This window comes from Desulfovibrio sp. 86 (assembly GCF_902702915.1).
Taxonomy (GTDB): domain Bacteria; phylum Desulfobacterota; class Desulfovibrionia; order Desulfovibrionales; family Desulfovibrionaceae; genus Desulfovibrio.
Window position 1 is genome coordinate 3,415,422 of sequence record NZ_LR738849.1, and the last position, 19,338, is coordinate 3,434,759.

The window sequence follows — 19,338 nt, forward strand, 5'->3', positions numbered from 1 at the left end:
GCTGATATGTTTTTCCATGCCCTAAGCAGCAGCCGTTCAAGACACACTTGCCCCATATGACTCTGCGGGACGATCGCGTGGGCATGGTGCTGTTCCGCATCCACACGGCAAGCATTGGGACAACCGTCAGTGTGTCGTGTGAGCGTGTGCAAGCGCCAGCGGCTTGCGGGCGTGGGGAGGAAGACATGCCTGACAGGCGTCAGCCCGGCAACACGGGTGTAGGCACAGGCATCATGCAGCGCAGCTGTGCGAGCCGTAGCCAATGCCGTTGCGCGCGAACCGTTCCGCCCGTGCTGCTGTCGGCATTGGCGATGTGGGGAAACAGGCCGAGGGCGGCAATATCCCGTCTGACCATGACAATCTTTCGTTTCCAACAAGGAGCCCATGAAAATATAAGGCGCCATCAGAATACATTCGTCAGTCATCCTTCGTAAAAATATAACAAGCAGGAGACGCAATGGCGGCAGAAGCATGGATAGGTGCGGGCATCGTCACCGCCACGATCGGGCTTTGGGCCACGGCGAGGCTGCCGGAATACCTCGTCGCTTTACTGTTTTTTGCAACCGCCGCCATCTTGCATCTGGCCCCGCCCGACGTGTTGTTCTCGGGATTTTCTTCGGGCGCGTTCTGGCTGGTGCTCAGTGGCTTTGTCCTTGGCGTTACTATCCGCAAGGTCGGTTTGGCGGACCGCATCGCCCGCAGTCTGGCGAGCCGGTTGACAGGCTCATGGCTCCATATGGTCGGGGGCGTGGTGCTGCTCACCTATGCTCTGGCCTTCATCATGCCTTCCAACATGGGGCGCATCGCCTTGCTGATGCCCATTGTCCTTGCTCTGGCCGACCGCTCTGGACTGGTAGAGGGCAGTCGCGGACGCACGGCACTGGCATTGGCGGTCGGCTTCGGCACCTTCCAACTGTCTGCCAGCATCCTGCCCGCCAATGTGCCCAACCTCATCATGGCTGGTGCAGCCGAAAGCGCGTATGGCATCCACCTTTCCTACCTGCCCTACCTGCTGCTGCATGCGCCTGTACTCGGCCTGCTCAAAGGGCTCGCGCTTGTGGGCTGGCTGTGTCTGCTGTTTCCCGCAAAGCCGCGAAAAATTGCGGCATCTGGGCCCTCCCAACCGCTGAGTCCTGCCGAAAAACGCCTGAGTGTCCTGCTGCTTGCGACGTTGGCGCTGTGGATAACCGATGCCGTGCATGGCATCTCGCCAGCCTGGATAGGCTTGGCGGCCGCCTGCGTTTGCGTGTTGCCCCGCATTGGCTTTCTGACTGGCGACGAGTTTGCCGCTGGAGTCAACATCCGCACCTGTCTCTATATTGCCGGTATCCTGGGGCTGGCCGCGTTCGTGAACTATTCCGGGCTGGGAGCCATCATGGGCACGTGGTTGCTGCACAGGCTTCCGCTCGATCCGTCCAGCCCGGCCAGCAACTTCGGAGCCTTGGTCGCGCTGACCAGCGCATTAAACTTCACCGTTACTGCCAATGGCGTACCAGCCTTGTTCACTCCCCTTGCGCAGTCCCTGTCAGATGCCTCCGGTCTGCCTTTGCTGACCGTGCTCATGGTGCAGGTCATCGGCTATGCCACGCCGTTGCTTCCTTACCAGGCATCCCCCATTGTCGTTGCAATGGGCATGGGGCAGGTGCCCGCCAGGGATGGCATTCGACTTTGCCTGGCGCTGGCAGCGACCACCTTCCTGATGCTGGTGCCGCTCGACTATGTCTGGTTCAAGCTGCTGGGCCAGATTCCGCACTGAGCAACCGCACTGAACGCCTCTGATGAGGCCAACGGTCCTTTCTTATGGGGCAGTTGCCACAGGATCGTGGCCCGGTTGCGCGGGCGAAATTGCCCGAAACCGTGCCGCTGCCGTGGCGCGGATGGGCCATTCGAGCATTCAGACCACGGCGGCAACCTATGCTCACGTTACGTCGAAGGGGCAGGGCAGCAGCCCAATTGATGCCTGGATTTAATAGTGGTGATACGGCAGTGATATAAAAATAAGGCGGCTACATTTCTGTAACCGCCTGCTTTTCTTTGGTACCGGGAGCGAGACTTGAACTCGCAAGAGGTTGCCCTCGGCGGATTTTGAGTCCGCTGCGTCTACCAATTCCACCATCCCGGCAAGACGTGGGGCTGGTTTTATCCCTGCCCGTACGTGCGAAAAGCATTACTAGCGCAATGGGCGGGGGTAAGTCAAGAACCAGAGTGAAGCTGATTGCCCCTGAGGTCAGAAACCCTGCGATGTCGCAGAAGTATGCGCATCAAAAAAGCGTGGTGTTGGCGCTTGGGCTGGCCCCGCAATGCATTGCTATGGCGCTTGGTCAGGCGTCTGTTCCTCTATCCAATGGGAGGCCCTTGCAACGGCGCGGTGCCATTGGTGCAGCATTTTTTCTTTTTTATCTTCCGTCATTGCGGGCGTGAAGCGGCGATCGAGCTTCCATTTTTGGGCAAGGACCTCTTCACTTTCCCAAAAGCCCACAGCAAGCCCCGCCAGATATGCAGCCCCAAGAGCCGTTGTTTCTGTAATGGTGGGGCGTTCCACCACTACTCCCGTGAGGTCGGCCTGAAATTGCATGAGCATGTTGTTTCTGCTGGCGCCGCCGTCCACCCGCAAGGTAGTAAGGCTGATGCCAGTGTCTTTTTTCATGGCGTCAATAATGTCAAGCGTCTGTAATGCAATGGCCTCAATGACGGCTCGGGCGATATGGCCTCTTGTGGTGCCTCTTGTCAGGCCGACAATCGTGCCTCTGGCATATTGATCCCAATAGGGTGCGCCCATGCCCACAAATGCCGGAACCATATACACGCCGCCATTATCAGGGACAGTGGACGCCAATCCTTCCAGTTCGGATGCGTCTTTGATGAGCCCAAGTCCGTCCCGGAGCCATTGCACAGCCGCACCAGCCACAAAAACACTGCCTTCAAGGGCGTATGAATAGCCCCGGTCTGTTTGCCATGCCACTGTGGCAAGCAGGTTGTTCTGGCTTGTGCATGGTTTTTCGCCGGTATTCAGCAATAAAAAACAGCCTGTTCCGTAGGTGTTTTTGGCCATGCCTTCTTGCATGCAGCCGTTGCCGTATGCCGCCGCCTGCTGGTCTCCCGCAATGCCGGCAATGGGGACGGCGTGCCCAAAAAATTCAGGATGCGTCCGTGCCATGATGCTGGAAGAGGGGGCAATTTCGGGCAGCATGGCACGCGGTACGCCCATAATTGCCAGCAGTTCATCATCCCATTGCCGCGTATGTATGTTAAAAAGCAGTGTGCGGCTGGCGTTGGAGGGATCCGTGACATGGGCCCCACGCTTGCTGAGGTTCCAGACAAGCCATGTATCCACCGTGCCGAACAGAAGTTCGCCTGCTTCAGCCCGCGCGCGGGCGCCGGGAATGGTATCAAGAATCCAGCGTATCTTGCTGCCGGAAAAATACGCGTCAAGGACAAGACCGGTTTTATCCTGAATAACCTTGGCTTTTCCTTCGGCGCGCAGCTGGTCGCAAAAGGCTGCGGTGCGACGGTCTTGCCAGACTATGGCGTTATAGATGGGCGCTCCGGTGGATTTTTCCCAAACAATGGTGGTTTCGCGTTGGTTGGTGATCCCGATGGCTGCCAGGGCGTTGCCGCTTACCTGTGCATTGCGCAGGCATTCGCGAACGACGTGACTTTGCGAGTCGAAAATTTCATTGGGGCTGTGTTCTACCCATCCCGCCTGAGGGTAGAGTTGCGTGAATTCTTTTTGCGCGATCTGAACGATGTTGGCGTTGTGGTCAAAGAGGATTGCCCGTGAACTGGTAGTGCCCTGATCAAGAGCCAATATGTATTGTGCAGCCATATGTCCTCCACCTGATTCAAAAGCCAGCGGTCTTTGCATGGTACACGGGCAGGGCTTCGTTGAACAGGGGATGCCTCTGGCCTGTATCCCAAGCTTTGCCTGTGAAGAATGCATGTGGCAAAAGAGTGCCCCCATGTTGCCGCTGGCGGATAAGGTGCATTACTGACGTGTCATGCCGGGAGTGCGGCTGCGGGGAGTTTGGCGCACATGTGGATGTGTCCTGAGCCTGAGACGCAAATACCCCTCGGCGCAGGGCCAAGGGGTATTTGCCATAACATTGGAGCAGAGTGCAGCCTGGGCGCTCGGCCAGGCTAAAGACTTGTTAGGCGCAGAGGCGTGCGGCGGGAATAATGGTGAAATTGTTTGCCTGAAGCACCTCAACCGCCTGATCCACTTTGTCGAAGCGAAAAATCATGACAGCGCTTTCGTTTTCGCGTTGGACAAAGGCATACATATATTCCACATTTATGCCGTTGCGCGAAACCAGTTGCAGCACGTCATCAAGGCCGCCGGGCCTGTCGGAGACTTCCACAGCCACAACGCTGGTGCGGCCGAGAGTAAAGCCTTTTTCTTTAAGAACGGTTTTGGCTTTTTCGTGGTCACAAACGATCATGCGCAGGATGCCAAAGTCAGAAGTGTCCGCAAGTGACAACGCACGAATATTAATGCCTGCTTCAGCCAGAGTGCGGGTCACTTCTGCCAGGCGTCCGGCCCTGTTTTCCAAAAAAACGGATAATTGTTCTGCTTTCATGACAAAATCCTTTATGTCCGGCTGGACTCAGGCTTTATGGCTGGGGTCGTCATCAGTGGAAGAAGGCTTTTTATTTTTGGGCGTGATGTCAATTTCATCAGGCTCGGAAGAGGCCCGGCGGAAGTTGCGAATGGCCCTGCCAAGGCCGCCGCCAATTTCGGGCAGTTTCTTTGCGCCAAAAAGCAGAAAAACAACTACCAGTATGAGCAACAATTCTTGCACGCCAATGCCGGCCATGCGGCAAGCCTCCGTTACGGGGTTGGGCTGAAAAGCCGTATCTATTCTTAGGAATATAAGCCGCACGGGGGGGAAGGTCAAGGTGTCTGCCCCATGGAGGGGGGCGGGGATATGCGGCAAAAACTGGCAGAAACAAGCGCGGGCCATCACATAAAGGTGACGGCCCGCGCTAGCATGTTTGGAGTAGGTTAGTCTGCTTACACGTTGCCGTCAGCCAGAGCGGATTTGGCAACGAGTATGGTCATATTGTCGCTGGTAAAGGCAATATAGTCGCCGGACATGCTGCCAGGGGTCTGGCTGGCGTTTTGGCTCCAGTCTGACGACAGCTCAATTTTTTCACCGTTCAAAACCACGCCGTGGCTCTCAAGGCCGGACACGCTGGTCAGGCCATTTCCGCCATCCGTCACAAATATTTCAACATTCTTAACGGGATTGGCAGCAGGGTTGGCAAACAGGCTGTCGAGCGTATCTTTGTCCGCGCCTATCATCATATCAATGCCGGTGCCGCCGTCCATAACGGTATTGCTGGCATTGAACACAAGCACATCGTTGCCGGCCCCGCCGTAGAGTTCGTTGCTTCCGGGGCCGCCATCAAGGTAGTCATTCCCGGCGCCGCCAAAGAGGGTGTCGTCGCCAAGACCGCCATAAAGCATGTCGTTGCCGTCGCCACCTGAAAGGATGTCATTGCCGGAACCGCCATGAAGGACGTCATCACCGCCGCCGCCAAAGATCACCTGCGGGCTGGTTGCGCTTTCATCACCAAAAGGCCCGCTTGCATGGCCGCCATTCAAATGCACTTCAACCTTGCCGGAATCGCTATTCGTCCAGACGCCGTCATTGACCTTGTACTGGAACTCGTCCTTCACGTCCTCGCCATTAGCGTACATTGCGGCCAGCTTTTTCAGCACGGCCGTATCGTCGGACATCGTGTACTTGTACTCATACCCGTCGCCGGCGCTGTTGGTAATAAGTTCAAGTGTGCCAAATTCACCAGCTATTATAGTTGATGAACCGGAAACCGCGACCTCGGCGCCGTGGCTGTCGGTGAATACATAGCTGAGGTGGTCGCCGTCCTGGTCCTTGAAGGACAAGGGATTTGTGTCAAACTGGATCTCATTTCCAGCTGGGATAACGCCGCTAAGAATCACGGGCAGCGTCACATCGTGACCCTCAGGCGCATGGTTTGTACCCGCGTAGCGGATGGTCACATCGCCCGACGTATCACTGGCCCCATGCTGGTCTGTCACCTTCACCGAGAAATCAAATTCTTTGTATTTATTGGAGGGAATGCTGCCTGCCTTGGAAGGATCGGGCTCAAAGGTGTACTTCCACTGTTTTTCGCCGTTGCTCGCCTGTTCATAGAGCAGCGTGAGCGTTCCTTCAGGAAGGTCGCATGTAAAGCGCGTGGAGTCGCTGGGATCCACCACAAGAGCATGCTCCGTTCCACCAACACTGATGGTGAGGGTATGCGTATCACCCTTGTCCGGATCTGTAACCGTGATGGTACTGTCCGCGCCATTCACGGTAATTACAGGCGCGTCATTAGCGCCTATAATGTCAATGACGAGGCTTCCTGTCCCTTCAGCTCCATACGGGTCGCGCACAACAAGGTTAAAGGTGTCCTGGTCTGTCTTCCCTTCGCCCAGGGCCTTGATGGCGTTGGGGTTGGTTACCGTGTATTCATAGTACGTTTTGCCGCCGGCACCCGTGGTAAGCGTCAGCTTGCCATATTTGCCGTGCAGCTCGGTGACGTTCAGATCGCCAAGTAAGGGGTCATTCGTCCTGATGAAGACCTGCGTGGCATCGCCGTCAGCGTCAAGCGTAACAACTTCACCGGTAAGTGCCGTATATTTGTCGTCACTGCTTTGCGCAAAGTCAAAATCGTTCTTGTTCAGAGGATCGGCGGTGTAGTCAGGATGTTTATCACCAGTGAAATCAACAATGATGGGCGTGGTATTGGTGCCCATGATATTGATGTTCAGGTCGGCCGTGGATTCATTGCCGTGCGTATCCTGAACCACAACGGTGCCGGGGATGTGAAGCTCTTCTCCGACGCCAAGTTTGGCGATGCCGTCAGGCTTGCCCTTGAAGGTATAGAGGCCTGTCTTGTCGTCAATACTCAGGGACCCCATTTCTACCGCGCCGGGGGTGGAGTTTGAGGTGACCTCCCAGCCCGAGGCGGTTTTGATGGCGAATATTTTGACGTCAGTAGCGTTAGTGCCGCCATCCTTGATGCTGTACTTCAAGTGATCGTAGTCGGCCGCGTCCGTATCATAACCCTGGGCCTTGCCATGCACGGTATAGTCAGCGTCAGTGCCGCCCTGCTTTTCCTTGACGACAAGCAATGCGCCAGACCCGGCAGGGCCGGTTGCCGCAAGCGAGCCGTCCACGCCATAGAGGTAGAGCGTGGGCACATCGTCGGTGCCCTGAATGTCTACAGTGATTTCCTTGTAGGTGACGCCACCTTTGTCATCTCTGACGATGACCCTGAATTTTTCACTAATGGATTCAGGCTTCGAAGACGGGTCGTTGGGATCCGCCCCGTTCAGCGCCTGAACTTCCGGGTTGGCATTGTTCAGCTTGAAGTAATAGCTGCCGTCAGCGCCCATGACCAGAACACCGTACTTGCCAACTACCATGGACCCTTCGCCGCTGCCGTCAGCATTGGCCACACTGTATAAAAGCTTATCTGCATCGCTTCCGGGGAAAGGCGTATCAGGGTCGGTTGCCGAAACCGTGTTTGTGTCGCTGATGACCTTACTATCCTCGGTGACGACAAGATCGTCAGCCGTGGTGATTATCGGGGCATCGTTTTTGGCATCCAGGCCGACATTAAGCGTGTGGTTCGTGCTTGCCTTGCCGTCGCTGATCTGGATGGTCACGGAATCCTCTACCTTCCCCCCCAAGTTGACATTTTGATAGGCGGGATCAAGCGTGTACGTATACTCGAAATGCGAGTTTCCGTTAACGACCGTCTTTGTAATGGTGTATACGCCATACTGGCCCTGAACCGTGTAGGTATCCGTGCCGGTGGACGTAACGCTGTCGCCCTTGAGGATAAGGTTCTGGCCTTCCACCATGTCGAGGTCTTTGGCCTCAAAGTTGCCGGTCGTGGTAGTATTGGTCCACGTGCCGCCAGGTTGCTGGGTCAGGCTGCCGTCGGACGAACTCACCACAAAGGGCAGATCATTGGTGCCATTTACGGTGATCTCAATGACCTTTGAAGTGCCGTCTTTGTCGGTAACCGTGAATTTCTGCACGATATGGTCTTCTTCGCGAAGCTTCTGCACGTCAGGATGGTCGTTATTTAGGGTGTAGGTATAACTGCCATCCGGCTTGAGAGTGATGGTGCCGTACTTGGTGACAATCATATTGTCAGTGGCCCTGGTGCTTGTGTCTCCGCTATCAGAGGACGTAAAGCCCGTCAGCTTGAGGCCGGCATCATAGTAGTCGTCGCCGCCCACCTTGCCAGTAGCAGCATATTTAGCATCTTCCTTGACGGAGTTGTGCTGATTATCCAGACCCGTACCCGGGTGCGTACCGCCGCCTTCGCCCGGGTCGGGGTTGGGAACAGGGGTTCCCGAACCGCCACCGCCACCGTGGTCCGCATCAGGACCGGCAACCTTGATGACAAGCTTGATGGGTTCTTCAGACGTGGCATGGTGGGGGTCGCGCACATAGACATCAAAGATTTCTTCCGTAATGGCTTTAGAGTCTCCGGCGACAAGGTCTTTGTAGTTAGCGCCGTACTTGTCCAGAGTATACTGGTACGAACCATCGCGCTGGATAATAAGCGTGCCGTATTTGCCGACAATCTCCTGCACCAGGTTGCCCTGGGCCTCTCCAGCGCCAGTTTCGCCATCAACGGCAAAAAAGACGAGTCTGCTCTGATCGCCGTGGTCGACGTCCTTGACGATACTTTGCGATTGGAGCGAACCGTTTACCGTAAGATTCCCACCATTTGTCCTATCCCAATGGGCCATTTCGTCGCTGTCCACAACAACGGCATGGCCATCCCTCTGGTCAAACGTGAACTTGGAGGTGACGGTATTTCCGGTGAGACTGTTGGTGTAGGTCACAGAAACGCTGCCGGATGTTTCTGACGTCACCACCGGAGCGTCATTGGTGCCATTGATGGTGATCACCAGATTGTCTTTGGTCGTTTCGCCATCGTGATTTGTACCCGAACCGATTACGGTGACAGGCACGGTTATGACCACGGATTCTCCAATGGCAAGGTTGTTTATGGGCGCACCAAGGGCATCACCGTCCTTGAGGGGTTCAAACGTGTACTTTCCATCGGGCCAGAGCGTGAGAGTGCCGTAGCCGTTGATGGTGTATACGGAGGAACCGTCGCTGCCAAGAGCAGGGCCACTGATGTCGCCGATGTTCGCACCGTCGTTTTCAGCCGCTGCGGGAAAACTCACAGTGGGTTTTTCATACGTATACTTATCAGAAACGTCTGAACCAGGCGTCGGCCTGTCTGACAAGTCCGGATCGTCCACGTGGAGTTGCCCATTGATCACAAAATCTGTATCAACTGGCCTTCCGTTGTTGGGGTGGTTCGCGCCAAGGTGGTGCACATGTCCGTGGCTGCTCGTGCCGTCATAATGCAGATAGTAGTAGGTCTCGCCGGGCAGGTCCGAGCCGTCCACGCCGTCTTCCTTGATACTGCCCTTATTGCCCTCAAGGGTGCCAGGATCGTCATTGCCGTTGATGGTGATGACGATGGGTTTTACTTCGGAGTACGCGCCGTTGGGGTCTTTTACGCGTACGTAAAAGGTGTCTTCTGCGGATTCGTTGTTGTTGAGCCAGGTGAGATCATCGGTACGGGTATAGGTAAACGCGCCCGTCTGCTGATTGATTTCAAGAATGCCGAACTTGCCCTGGACAATAAAAGTGTCGCTTTTGAGGTCAAAATTGGCTTCATCGTTCAGATCATTACCGCGCAGAGCCGCGTTGGAAACGGATTTTCCGGGCAGCAGGTTGACCAGCGAGAAAGTAAAGCCGTCCCCCGCAGATACAACTTCAGATGAAGTAGTCGCGATTTGATCTGACAGTTGTCCCTTGAAAAGCGAGGGGAACTCCGTTTTGATGGAAGTGTAAACGTACCATCAACCGGGCACAGCGCCCACGGAGTTTCCCCATGGAAAGTTTCAATCAAAACGTCATCAAACACAAGACCGGACTTCTCAACCTTGCTGCCGAACTCGGCAATGTCTCCAGAGCCTGCCGCATCATGGGCTTTTCCAGAGATACCTTCTACCGGTATCAAACAGCACGAGACGCCGGAGGCGTTGAAGCGCTGTTTGAGGTCAGCCGCAAAAAGCCCAACCTGAAAAATCGCGTGGAAGAGGCCACGGAACTGGCGGTGTTGGATTTTGCGATAGCCTTCCCTGCTCATGGGCAAGTGCGGGCCAGCAACGAACTGCGCAAAACCGGCGTATTTGTGTCGCCGTCAGGGGTGCGTTCCATCTGGTTGCGCCATGACCTGGCCTCAATGAAGCAGCGCCTGAACGCCCTGGAGAAGAAGTCCGCTGAAGAGGGCATTGTGCTCACCGAAGCCCAGGTACAAGCTCTGGAGCGTAAAAAACACGACGATGAGGCTTGCGGCGAAATAGAAAGCCATCATCCCGGATATCTCGGCAGTCAGGACACATTTTACGTCGGCACCATCAAGGGCGTCGGCCGTATTTATCAGCAAACCTTTGTGGATACCTACTCTAAGTGGGCGGCTGCCAAGCTCTACACTACCAAAACACCCATCACCGGAGCCGACCTGCTCAATGACCGGGTTTTGCCATTCTTCACTTCAATGGAAATGGGCATTATCCGCATGCTGACGGACAGGGGCACAGAGTACTGCGGCAGACTGGAAACGCATGACTACCAGCTTTATCTGGGCATAAACAACATAGAACACACCAAGGCCAAGGCGCGGCATCCGCAGACAAACGGCATCTGCGAACGTTTCCACAAGACCATCCTGCACGAGTTTTACCAGGTTGCCTTCCGGCGGAAACTGTATAACTCTCTGGAGGAACTGCAGGCCGATCTGGATGTCTGGATGGAACATTACAACATCGAAAGGACACATCAAGGGAAAAAGTGTTGCGGCAGAACGCCATTGCAAACACTCCTTGACGGAAAACAGATCTGGAAGGAAAAGGTCGGACAACTCAACTAACCTGACAATCGGAACCATCAAAACGGAACCGACTGTCAGATCAAGTCTGAACTACTACACTTCAGAATGCCATGTCTGGTCTGTATCGACATACGTGCCGGCATCCTCATAGTCTGTAATGGCAATTTGCCCCGTGAGAACCTTGCCGCCGATGTTCTTGTCGTAGTGTTCTTCCATGGACATATCAAGAGTGCCAATGTCAATGATGGGTCTGTCATTGGTGCCTTGCACTGTGACGTCGGCAGGTGTTGTGTTCACAGGCGGGCCTGTGATGACATGATTGCTGTCGGTTTCATACACCCGCACTTCAAAGTCGTCAGTGAGCTTTTCGTTGAAGTTCAGCTTCTGCACATCGGGGTTATCGTTGTTGAGCTCGTACGTATACTTGAAAGGGGGAGTGTCGTCGTGGTCTCCGTCCGCCTTGGTGCGCTCGATAATGAGCTTTCCGTATTTGAGCTCGATTTCGATGGAGTCCTTCCCGCTCATGAGCGTGTTGACATCATAAAGGCCGCCGTCGCCGTCTGCGATAACGTAGTGCATCTTGGCATCAGCGCCGGGATTGTTCAGGGCTTCCTGATCGCTCTTGTCAACATCGTGGGCGTAGATTTTTCCGGTGGATTCGGGCTGTCCCTTTTCTTCGTTCTGGTACTGCGCCTTGTACACAGTGTCCTGACTGTCGGTAACCCGCACAAATCCGGCAGGCATGACACCTTGTTCCACAACGATGCCACGGCCGCCGGTAAGCCCGGTGCTGGTGGGATCATCACTGCCGACCACTTCAAAAATCAGCTGTTTTTCATCATACGCGCCAAACTGGTCACGGATGGTAAGGGTAAAGTCGTCCTGGCTGGTTTCATTTTTGCCCACAGCGGCGGCGCGTATGGGGTCTATCACATAGCGGTACGTGTAGGTGTCGTTGGTATGGTCACTACCTGAGGAGGTGCGCACAACATACAGGTCGCCGTACAATCCACTGACCTTGATGGTGTTGTCGGACGTGCTGCTGGCCAGATCAATGCCCTGCCCGCCAGTTGCAGCGTTTTCTGCCTTGATGTCGAGGCCATTTTTCATGTCCAGCGCATCAACATCGTGGATGGTAAGCTTGCCCGTGGCCGTCTGGACAGTCTTGTCATCCTGGAAAATTCCGCCAATGTTGCCGGTCATGGCGGCATTGTCGTGCGTGATGGTGAGTTCGGGGACGTCGTTGGTGCCAACAATAGTTATGACAATCTTGCCATTGCCCACTGTGGTGGCTTGTCCGTCGCTTACCGTGGGCGAAAGAGTTATGATCTTTTGCTCGCCCTCGCTCAGTATGTCAGCGGGGCCGCCGGTGGCATTGTTGAGCGTGAATTTAAAAGTTCCATCGGCATTCATGCGCAGAGTGCCATAGTAATTGTCATTGCCGGGCGCCTGGTCGGTAACGGTGCCGTTGGCAAGATAGTAAACAGTGGTTGAACCGTCCGCAGCGGCGGCAATAGGCGTGCCGCTTGAATTGGCCATGCCATACGTCAGTTTGGCGTCATCGCCGAAGTCCACGTCATCAGCCTTGACATGACCGTCAAAGGTCAGTTTGTGCTGCTCATTGCGCGTGGCGTCGTCAGCCAGATTGGCGTCGCCGACATCCTTGGTGGGAGTTTTTTCCGCGATGTTGGGGAAGAGATCATTGTCATTGGGCGCGAACACGCCGCTTTCCTTAACAGTGCCCTTGCTGCCTTCGGTAAAGAAGGGCGCGTCATTGGCGCCGACGATCTGAAGCTTCAGTGGAATGTCGCTCCATGCGCCGAATTCGTCCTTAACAACGACTTCAACCTCCACGAGCATTGTGTCGCCCTCGTTCATGCCCTGGACGCAGGTGGAGCTGTTCTTAAGGGTAAAGGAGTAGGAAGCGCTGTTGGTAGTGATATTCAGCGTGCCGTAATAGTCTGTGGTGTTCAGCGCGTGAAAATCCGCTTCGGTGAGCAGAACATACCCATCAGCACCATTGGGCACGACATAAAGCTTGCTGACCATCTCCTCCTGGCCAGAAGAGTCCGTCACCTTGAAGCCATAGCGCAATTGCGCGTCGTTGTCGTAGTCTGTGGCGGTTATGGAGCCTGTGACCTTGACGTTGTCGTTGGCGCCGCTGGCATCATTGTCCTTGCCGGATTCCTTGATGCTTTCCTGGTTCACGCCATTTTCGTCGGGCAGCATCTGGGCGTTGTTCCAGTGAGCGGCATTGTCGGTGAAAATCGGGCGGTCATTGGTGCCAATGATATTCACGTCAATGGTGTTGTCTCCGCCCACGGGGGTGCTGCCGTCACGCAGGTGGTCGACGTCATAGTCCTTCAGGCCATATTCGTCCTGCACGGAAGGCCTGAACTGCAAGTGCACTTCCTGGCCTTCAGCAAGAGCGTTGGTTCTGCCTCCGGCTTCAGTGCCGGTAAGGGTAAACGTATAGCTGCCTGATGAGGTATCGAGGCTGAGGTCGCCATATTCAGTATGGTAGATGGTGATATTGGGGTTGCTGGAGTCAGTCTCAATGCCTGTGACTGTTACAGGCCGTGTCCCATCAACAAGGCCCACAACACTGCCAACAGCCATGGCATTGCCAGAATTGTCGGCAATACCGTAGGTCAGCACGCTGTCGTGGTCAGGATCGCGCGCGATGATCTGGCCTTCAATGGTGGTTCTGTGCTGATCCGGCCCGATGCCGCCAGCCTGGGTGGAGGCGTTTTCATTGGGGTCAAGCGCGTTGGTGGTGTCTTTTTGACCATAGCTGCCGGCAAACACACCGTCTTCTTTCAATATAACGTCATCAACCCTGATAATGTCGGGCGCGTCATTGGTGCCTTCAATGACCACATTGATGGGCTGCGTTATGCCGGTATTGATGCCGTCAGTAATGGAAACAACAATGCTGTCAGTGTGGATTTCGCCCTGTTTCAGCGAGTCCGCGTTGCCGTAGTCCTCGTTGTTCAGGGTGTAGGTATAATCGTAGGTCACATTTGAGCCAGCGTTGGAAGGCGTGATGGTAAATGTGCCGTAATCTGTGGTGATGGTGGTGGTGCCTACGGCATTAACGGCATAGCTCGTTCCGTTGATAATGACAGAGGCGCTGAGAGTGTCGCCATCAGGATCATTGGCCGTAAAGCTGCCGCTCATGGTGGCCACGCCAGCTTCGGGAACGAAATTGCCGGAAGGGTTTTTAACCCAGCCGGATTCCTTGAGCGAAAGGGTGATCAATTCGCCCTCGGTGTTCAGAGTCGGGGCTTGGTTGGCCAGCGGCGCACTCAAGAGGTTTTCAGAGGCGACAGTGTCAAGGGTAAAACCATAGTCAAGCCCGTCAAGATGGTCCAGGCCGCTTTGCAGGCTGCTGTCAACATATTCGCTGTAGTGGCTGTCGCGCCCAGCGGTGGCAGGGCCAGCCGCAGGCATGAGGTCCGGGCCCATTGCGGCAAAAAAGTCGGCGCTGCTGACGAGCTGACCGTCAACTTCGAAGCTGGGGGCAGTTTCCTTGGTATATTCTGTGTAGAAATTTTCGACACGGACGCTGGAGCCGTCGTCAAAGCGGAACAAAAGGTCATTGCCAGAGCGCTCAAGGGTTGCTTCGTCAGCAGGAAAACTCAAAGCAATCCGCGCATCGGGTTCAGCTGGCACAAGGGCCTGCTGCGAAGCCGCCGGACGGGTAATAGTAACAGTACGCATGGATGCCTCCAATAAACTTTTTCGCGAACTGAAAAACAGCTCAAGCGAAAAGGCTAGCTGTTCGCACAGAAATAGTGCGAAAGTTGGTTGCCCGAATCGGGCCAAAGTAGGGGATAAATAGGGAGCAGGCGGAACCTGCTCAAGGCTGGATGCCAATTAAAGGGTGGCATCGCCTCGTGTTCGTCGTGTGTGCATTGGCAGATTTGACGAACGCAGTGAAAAAACGTGGGCAGTAAATAGAAGTTATTATTAAAAGCTGGCTCAAATATACGCAGTTTATAGAGCTAGTCAAGGCATAGACTTCATTGTTTTGCCAATAGCCAATAGAAAAAACTGTGTGAAGAACCAATTTTTAATTATTATATTTAATGTGTTAAAAAAAGACTTCCGATAAATTTAAAGAACGATTTTGTGTTAATGTAGTGCTGTTTTTTGTAAATTGCCAAATTAGAAAACTGAATTTTTTTAGAGTTCTAGAATACAGTTTATCATAATAATGCATACAGATATATCATACGGATGTCATGACAGGCCGAAAAAAAATGTTCCTGAGAAAAAATATCAACTTACATCGAGATCGCGAACTGTAAAAAATACTGGTGCGGTACTTTTTTTCTCGGGCAGAATGAATGAAAATATATGATAATCATCTGTAATAATTACAAATTAAAATTATTTTTGTTGGTGCAGTATCGAGTAACCAGTGGGGTGGCAGTGAAAGCAAAAAACTGCCCATTGTGACAAGGCAGCCATTAATAGCAACACGCTGGTTCACAGATATGCCGTTTTTGTTCTGGGCAGGTTTTCCTTGATGGTCGTTCACCAGCATTGGTGCCTGTTTCATAAATAATTACCCTTTGGCGGCAACGCTTCCTTGTTCGGTGATTTGTTATTTTTGTGTGAAAAATAGTTATGTTAGCAAAAGTCTGAGTTTCATTTTCTGGATAGGTTGTTGCCGCTGTATTGTTGGCCTGAGTGCGGCTTTCGTTGTTTCTGTTCAATAACATCCCACATTCTTTCTGTATTTTCCTATGAGTTGTGTATGTTATACTATTCACAATTTGTAGGTATAAAAGTGACTAAAATACTAGGTATATTGATGAGAACACGTAAATGCACTTATGATCAATTTCATGAAAAAGTGTCAAGAAATTGCAAAAAAGGCGTGGATCGGGTCGTGACGTGGTGATGGGGCAATCGGCAGAGTAGCGGAATGCGGCTTTATGCTCCAGACGGACCCATCCCTCACACTTGAAAGCCAGCCTTGTGGGAGGTTCTGTTATGGAAAGCTTAAAGAATACTTTGTCTGCTGCTATTGAATTTGGCGAGTGCGTTTTTGTCACTGAAAAAGAACGCGGAAATATCGGAATCATCCCCAGAGGCGTTACTACTGACTGCGTTGTCTGCGATATTGTATCCGTTTCGCGTTCCTGCGATGCGCAAAAGAGAAGGGTAAAACTGGATCTTGGTGATATTCAGCTGGCTTAGAGCAATTTTATTTTGAAATTGCTCTGGCGGATGCGGGAGCCGGCGTCCGCTGTAGAGGCGCAAGCGCAGCGTCAGCCGTTGCGACGCAGGAAGCTACGGATGCTTAAAGCGTTGTGACGCAGGAAACTACGCTTGAAGACAGCATGAGTTACCATACGTCTTGTTCTGTGTAATCGCTGTCGCCATTCGTCAGGCTCGCAGACGCGCCAACGACTGCCCCAAAGACAGTATGCGTAACGGCACTGCTTGTTCCATACAATCGCTGTCGCCATCCGTAGCGATGCTGTCCTGCCCCGTAAGGCGGTTCCCGCCAACGGTTCAGGCAAGCCCTTCGGGCAACGGCTGATGCGAAGACAGCACCGCTATTTATTTGCGCGGTTACGTGCCGAAGCGGGCGTCTTGACAGCATTGAGATTTGTAGCGTGTCCATTGAGATTGAGCGTAACGCCCGGCCAGTGAAAATCCTGGTCGGGCGTTACGCATATTTACGGTGTGGCGTGTAGTGAAATGGGGCGCTGTTGGATGAGACGCCGTCCCCTCTTATGCGTCAGGAACATATACAGCATCGCAAACCAGAGCATCCCCTGCACTTGTTCTTCGTTTCGCGCGCTGGCGCGCTCAACTGGCTAAAGCCATAAATCAGCACCACCCGCATAGCGGGTGGTTTGCTCTGGCCCTGTAAGGGCCTGTTGCCGGCTGCGCCTAAAGACGCTGGCTTTCACTGCGTTCAAGCCCAGTGCCATTGTCGCTTTGGCTACCCCTTGAAGGGGTCTTGATACTCGCGCGTACTCAACTTATCTTGCAAAATGTCATGCTTCTCCAGCTGCTGGATATATTTTCTGATCGTTGCCTCATTGAGTCCGACTGTGCTGACATAGTATCCTTCGGCCCAAAATTTTCTGTTGCCGAACTTGTACTTAAGGTTTGCGTATTTATCAAAGATCATCAGTGAGCTTTTGCCTTTCAAATACCCCATAAAACTCGATACGCTGATCTTTGGCGGGATACTCACCAGCATGTGTATATGGTCTGGCATCAAATGCCCTTCTAAAATCTCTACCCCTTTGTACTTACAAAGACTCTGCATGATTTCTTTTATACTATCGCGCAGTTGTGCGGATATTATTTTCTTCGATACTTAGGTGTAAACACGATATGATACTTGCACAGCCATTTTGTGTGAGCTAAGCTTTGGGCCTTGATTCCCATAACAAAAACACCCTTCTTTAAAAGTTACGATGGGCTTGAACAACTTCATCGTACAGGAAGGGTGTTTTTGTGTGTATAACACTTTGTCCCCACCCGCATAGCGGGTGGTTTTCTGTTTCGCGCGCTGGCGCGCTCAACTGGCTAAAGCCATAAATAAAAAGGGCCGGGTTTTCCCGGCCCTGTACGTTAATGTTCCCACTACTGTGGTGTATGACCATAGCTAAAAATAGCCTAGGCGTAAAGAGCTTCTCATCGGCATTGTTCGCCAAGCTTCATGCGCTATAAGCCAAACTAGCAGGGTGGACTTTCCTCATCTTGGGAGATGTTCTTGCACATAGCTGAATCCTCCTTGTGATGTATGAGGATGCTCTAGAGCTTGATTAATTCATGCAGAAAATCCCCATAAAATGCAAGTAAAATATATTTAATAGTTATAGCTAATTAAAGAAAACATGCTGTTTTCACACATAAAAAAATGCCATAACCCCGATGCCCCGATTCGGCAATGGATCATGCCGAGGTTGTTGCCCGCAATGGCATGTCTGAAGGATTGGGGCGTCCGATCCTGATCGCGGCGGCATGCAACACCACGGCAATAAGCTGGAAGATAAGGATTCTCCCATCAGAGCATTTTGCTTTTGAAATACTTCCTGTTTCAACGCATCATTCTGTCGAAAAACGTGGTTTTCGCCAGAATCCACGCCACTTCGTGGCGGTTGCCGCGCTCGCGTCAGCAGAGCAATTTCAAAGTGAAATTGCTCTAAAGCCGCCTGATTTATGGGAGGCAGTGCAGATATGAGCTGTCAAGATACAGAGTGACACAAAGAGAAACAGAAAAAGCCTTTAAACTAACTAAAACAAAAGGCTCACGAGCCTTTGTGAGACATCGTGAGCCTTGCTGAAATTGTTTGATGGTGGAGGCGGGGGGAATCGAACCCCCGTCCGAGAACATTCCACTCGAAGCATCTACAGGTTTAGTTCAGGAATAGATTTCACCACGTTGTTGGCCCCTGAACAGGCGCAACACAGCAATCTCGCCGGTAACCTCCTCGCGGAAAACCCCGGTGAGCTCCGGTCTCCGCCAGCCTGATAAGTGTCGCCATCCAGGGTTATCAGGCATAGCCCTGGACGACGTGACCGTTAAACGGTCTTTGCCTCGCTGTTATTAGGCAGCGTAAGCGTAGTCGTAATCGTTGTTGGCAATTACTTTTGTGCCGCTTTTTACGAGGCCAGCGGCGCCTCGACCTGCCGCTAAGGCTTCTACGTCCCCGTCGAAACCAGTGCGCCCCCAAATATGGTGGAAGAGAAATATAAGACTGTTATGCCCAATTGGCAAGCTCAACGGATATAGAAATGTGAGAGCGGCCCTTTGAGGCACATATGGTATCGGCTGAACAGGGGGTCTTCCAGCGTTTCGCCCTGAGCTGCAAGCGCTTGCTGAGCCTGTGAAGCCACGGTGAGACCGTGGGAAAGCAGGGCCGCTTGAGCCATTTGCTGAAAGAGCCGCTGCAGACTGGGTTGTTGCGCGATAATGCGACACAAGCCTTCCGCGTCGGCATCACTGCCTTCCACGACAAGTTTTCCCGCAGGAGACAGGTACAGCAGCAGCCGGCTTTCAAGCTTCAGGCCAACTTGTTCGACCTGATTGCGGATCTGCGCCATAAACGCTTCTTGCATGATTTCAAGCCGGGCTTCCAGGGCCTCGACAAGGCTGTCTCCAGAGCGCTCAAGCTCACGCAGGATTTGCAGGGTTGCTTCATCCAGGGCCGTCAGGGGGGAGCCTTCATACATCCAACGGTGCTGATTGGATGAAACGTTGCCGGACTGCACGTGGAGCATGCTGTTTATCTGGTTTTGGCTTTCAGGTGTCACAGGCTACCCCGCATATGCTTATGGTCATTTTTTCCGTGTAAAGTCACAGTGCCAGATATAAAGCAAGATGGGTGCCATACCGGT

The 19,338-nt window shown here is 53.3% G+C and carries 12 protein-coding genes, 1 tRNA gene, 1 other RNA gene and 2 pseudogenes; 4 read left to right on the forward strand and 12 right to left on the reverse strand.

Going from position 1 to position 19,338, the window contains the following annotated elements; genetic code table 11:
* Positions 1–199 precede the first annotated feature (199 nt).
* Entirely contained in the window at positions 200–355 is a 156-nt protein-coding gene (locus DESU86_RS14115) for a hypothetical protein (protein WP_179981601.1), read from the reverse strand.
* 102 nt (positions 356–457) lie between these two features.
* Here DESU86_RS14115 and DESU86_RS14120 point away from each other — a divergent pair, with 102 nt between their 5' ends.
* Positions 458–1,756, forward strand: coding sequence for an SLC13 family permease (locus tag DESU86_RS14120; protein ID WP_179981602.1), 1,299 nt, complete (start codon positions 458–460; stop codon positions 1,754–1,756).
* Positions 1,757–2,035: 279 nt separating this feature from the next.
* Here the strand turns inward: DESU86_RS14120 and DESU86_RS14125 are convergent.
* The 6 genes and pseudogenes from DESU86_RS14125 to DESU86_RS14725 all read right to left on the reverse strand — a co-directional run.
* Positions 2,036–2,122, reverse strand: a tRNA-Leu gene (locus tag DESU86_RS14125).
* Positions 2,123–2,308: 186 nt separating this feature from the next.
* Positions 2,309–3,826 (reverse strand): glycerol kinase GlpK, encoded by a 1,518-nt coding sequence (gene glpK, locus DESU86_RS14130; protein WP_179981603.1) that lies wholly within the window; start codon positions 3,824–3,826, stop codon positions 2,309–2,311.
* A gap of 322 nt (positions 3,827–4,148) precedes the next feature.
* Complete coding sequence (locus DESU86_RS14135) at positions 4,149–4,577, reverse strand: ACT domain-containing protein (protein ID WP_179981604.1); 429 nt, start codon at positions 4,575–4,577, stop codon at positions 4,149–4,151.
* 27 nt (positions 4,578–4,604) lie between these two features.
* On the reverse strand, positions 4,605–4,814 hold the full coding sequence (locus DESU86_RS14140) for a twin-arginine translocase TatA/TatE family subunit (protein WP_179981605.1): 210 nt from the start codon (positions 4,812–4,814) through the stop codon (positions 4,605–4,607).
* A gap of 197 nt (positions 4,815–5,011) precedes the next feature.
* Positions 5,012–9,469 (reverse strand): VCBS domain-containing protein, encoded by a 4,458-nt coding sequence (locus DESU86_RS14145; protein WP_179981606.1) that lies wholly within the window; start codon positions 9,467–9,469, stop codon positions 5,012–5,014.
* 63 nt (positions 9,470–9,532) lie between these two features.
* Positions 9,533–9,910: pseudogene (locus tag DESU86_RS14725) on the reverse strand (VCBS domain-containing protein); the annotation flags it as partial.
* A 50-nt stretch (positions 9,911–9,960) separates the two neighbouring features.
* Here DESU86_RS14725 and DESU86_RS14155 point away from each other — a divergent pair.
* Complete coding sequence (locus tag DESU86_RS14155) at positions 9,961–11,001, forward strand: IS481 family transposase (protein ID WP_072312028.1); 1,041 nt, start codon at positions 9,961–9,963, stop codon at positions 10,999–11,001.
* A gap of 54 nt (positions 11,002–11,055) precedes the next feature.
* Here DESU86_RS14155 and DESU86_RS14160 read toward each other — a convergent pair whose 3' ends face one another.
* Together DESU86_RS14160 and DESU86_RS14165 are read right to left on the reverse strand one after the other, a co-directional pair.
* Positions 11,056–14,685: a VCBS domain-containing protein gene (locus tag DESU86_RS14160; RefSeq protein ID WP_179981607.1), complete on the reverse strand. Its 3,630-nt coding sequence runs from the start codon at positions 14,683–14,685 to the stop codon at positions 11,056–11,058.
* Between the two features lie 646 nt (positions 14,686–15,331).
* Complete coding sequence (locus DESU86_RS14165; RefSeq protein WP_179981608.1) at positions 15,332–15,529, reverse strand: hypothetical protein; 198 nt, start codon at positions 15,527–15,529, stop codon at positions 15,332–15,334.
* 437 nt (positions 15,530–15,966) lie between these two features.
* Here DESU86_RS14165 and DESU86_RS14170 point away from each other — a divergent pair, with 437 nt between their 5' ends.
* Positions 15,967–16,173, forward strand: a complete 207-nt coding sequence (locus DESU86_RS14170; protein WP_179981609.1) for a hypothetical protein — start codon at positions 15,967–15,969, stop codon at positions 16,171–16,173.
* 754 nt (positions 16,174–16,927) lie between these two features.
* On the opposite strand, the pseudogene tnpA reads toward DESU86_RS14170, so the two are convergent.
* Positions 16,928–17,382: pseudogene (gene tnpA / locus DESU86_RS14175) on the reverse strand (IS200/IS605 family transposase).
* Between the two features lie 505 nt (positions 17,383–17,887).
* On the opposite strand from tnpA, the gene DESU86_RS14180 reads away from it, so the two are divergent.
* On the forward strand, positions 17,888–18,181 hold the full coding sequence (locus DESU86_RS14180) for a hypothetical protein (protein ID WP_179981610.1): 294 nt from the start codon (positions 17,888–17,890) through the stop codon (positions 18,179–18,181).
* A 113-nt stretch (positions 18,182–18,294) separates the two neighbouring features.
* On the opposite strand, the gene ssrA is transcribed toward DESU86_RS14180, so the two are convergent.
* Positions 18,295–18,672, reverse strand: a transfer-messenger RNA (tmRNA) gene (ssrA, locus tag DESU86_RS14185).
* Between the two features lie 48 nt (positions 18,673–18,720).
* A complete protein-coding gene (locus DESU86_RS14190) occupies positions 18,721–19,254 on the reverse strand; it encodes a hypothetical protein (protein ID WP_179981611.1) in 534 nt (177 codons plus the stop codon).
* Between the last annotated feature and the right edge of the window lie 84 nt (positions 19,255–19,338).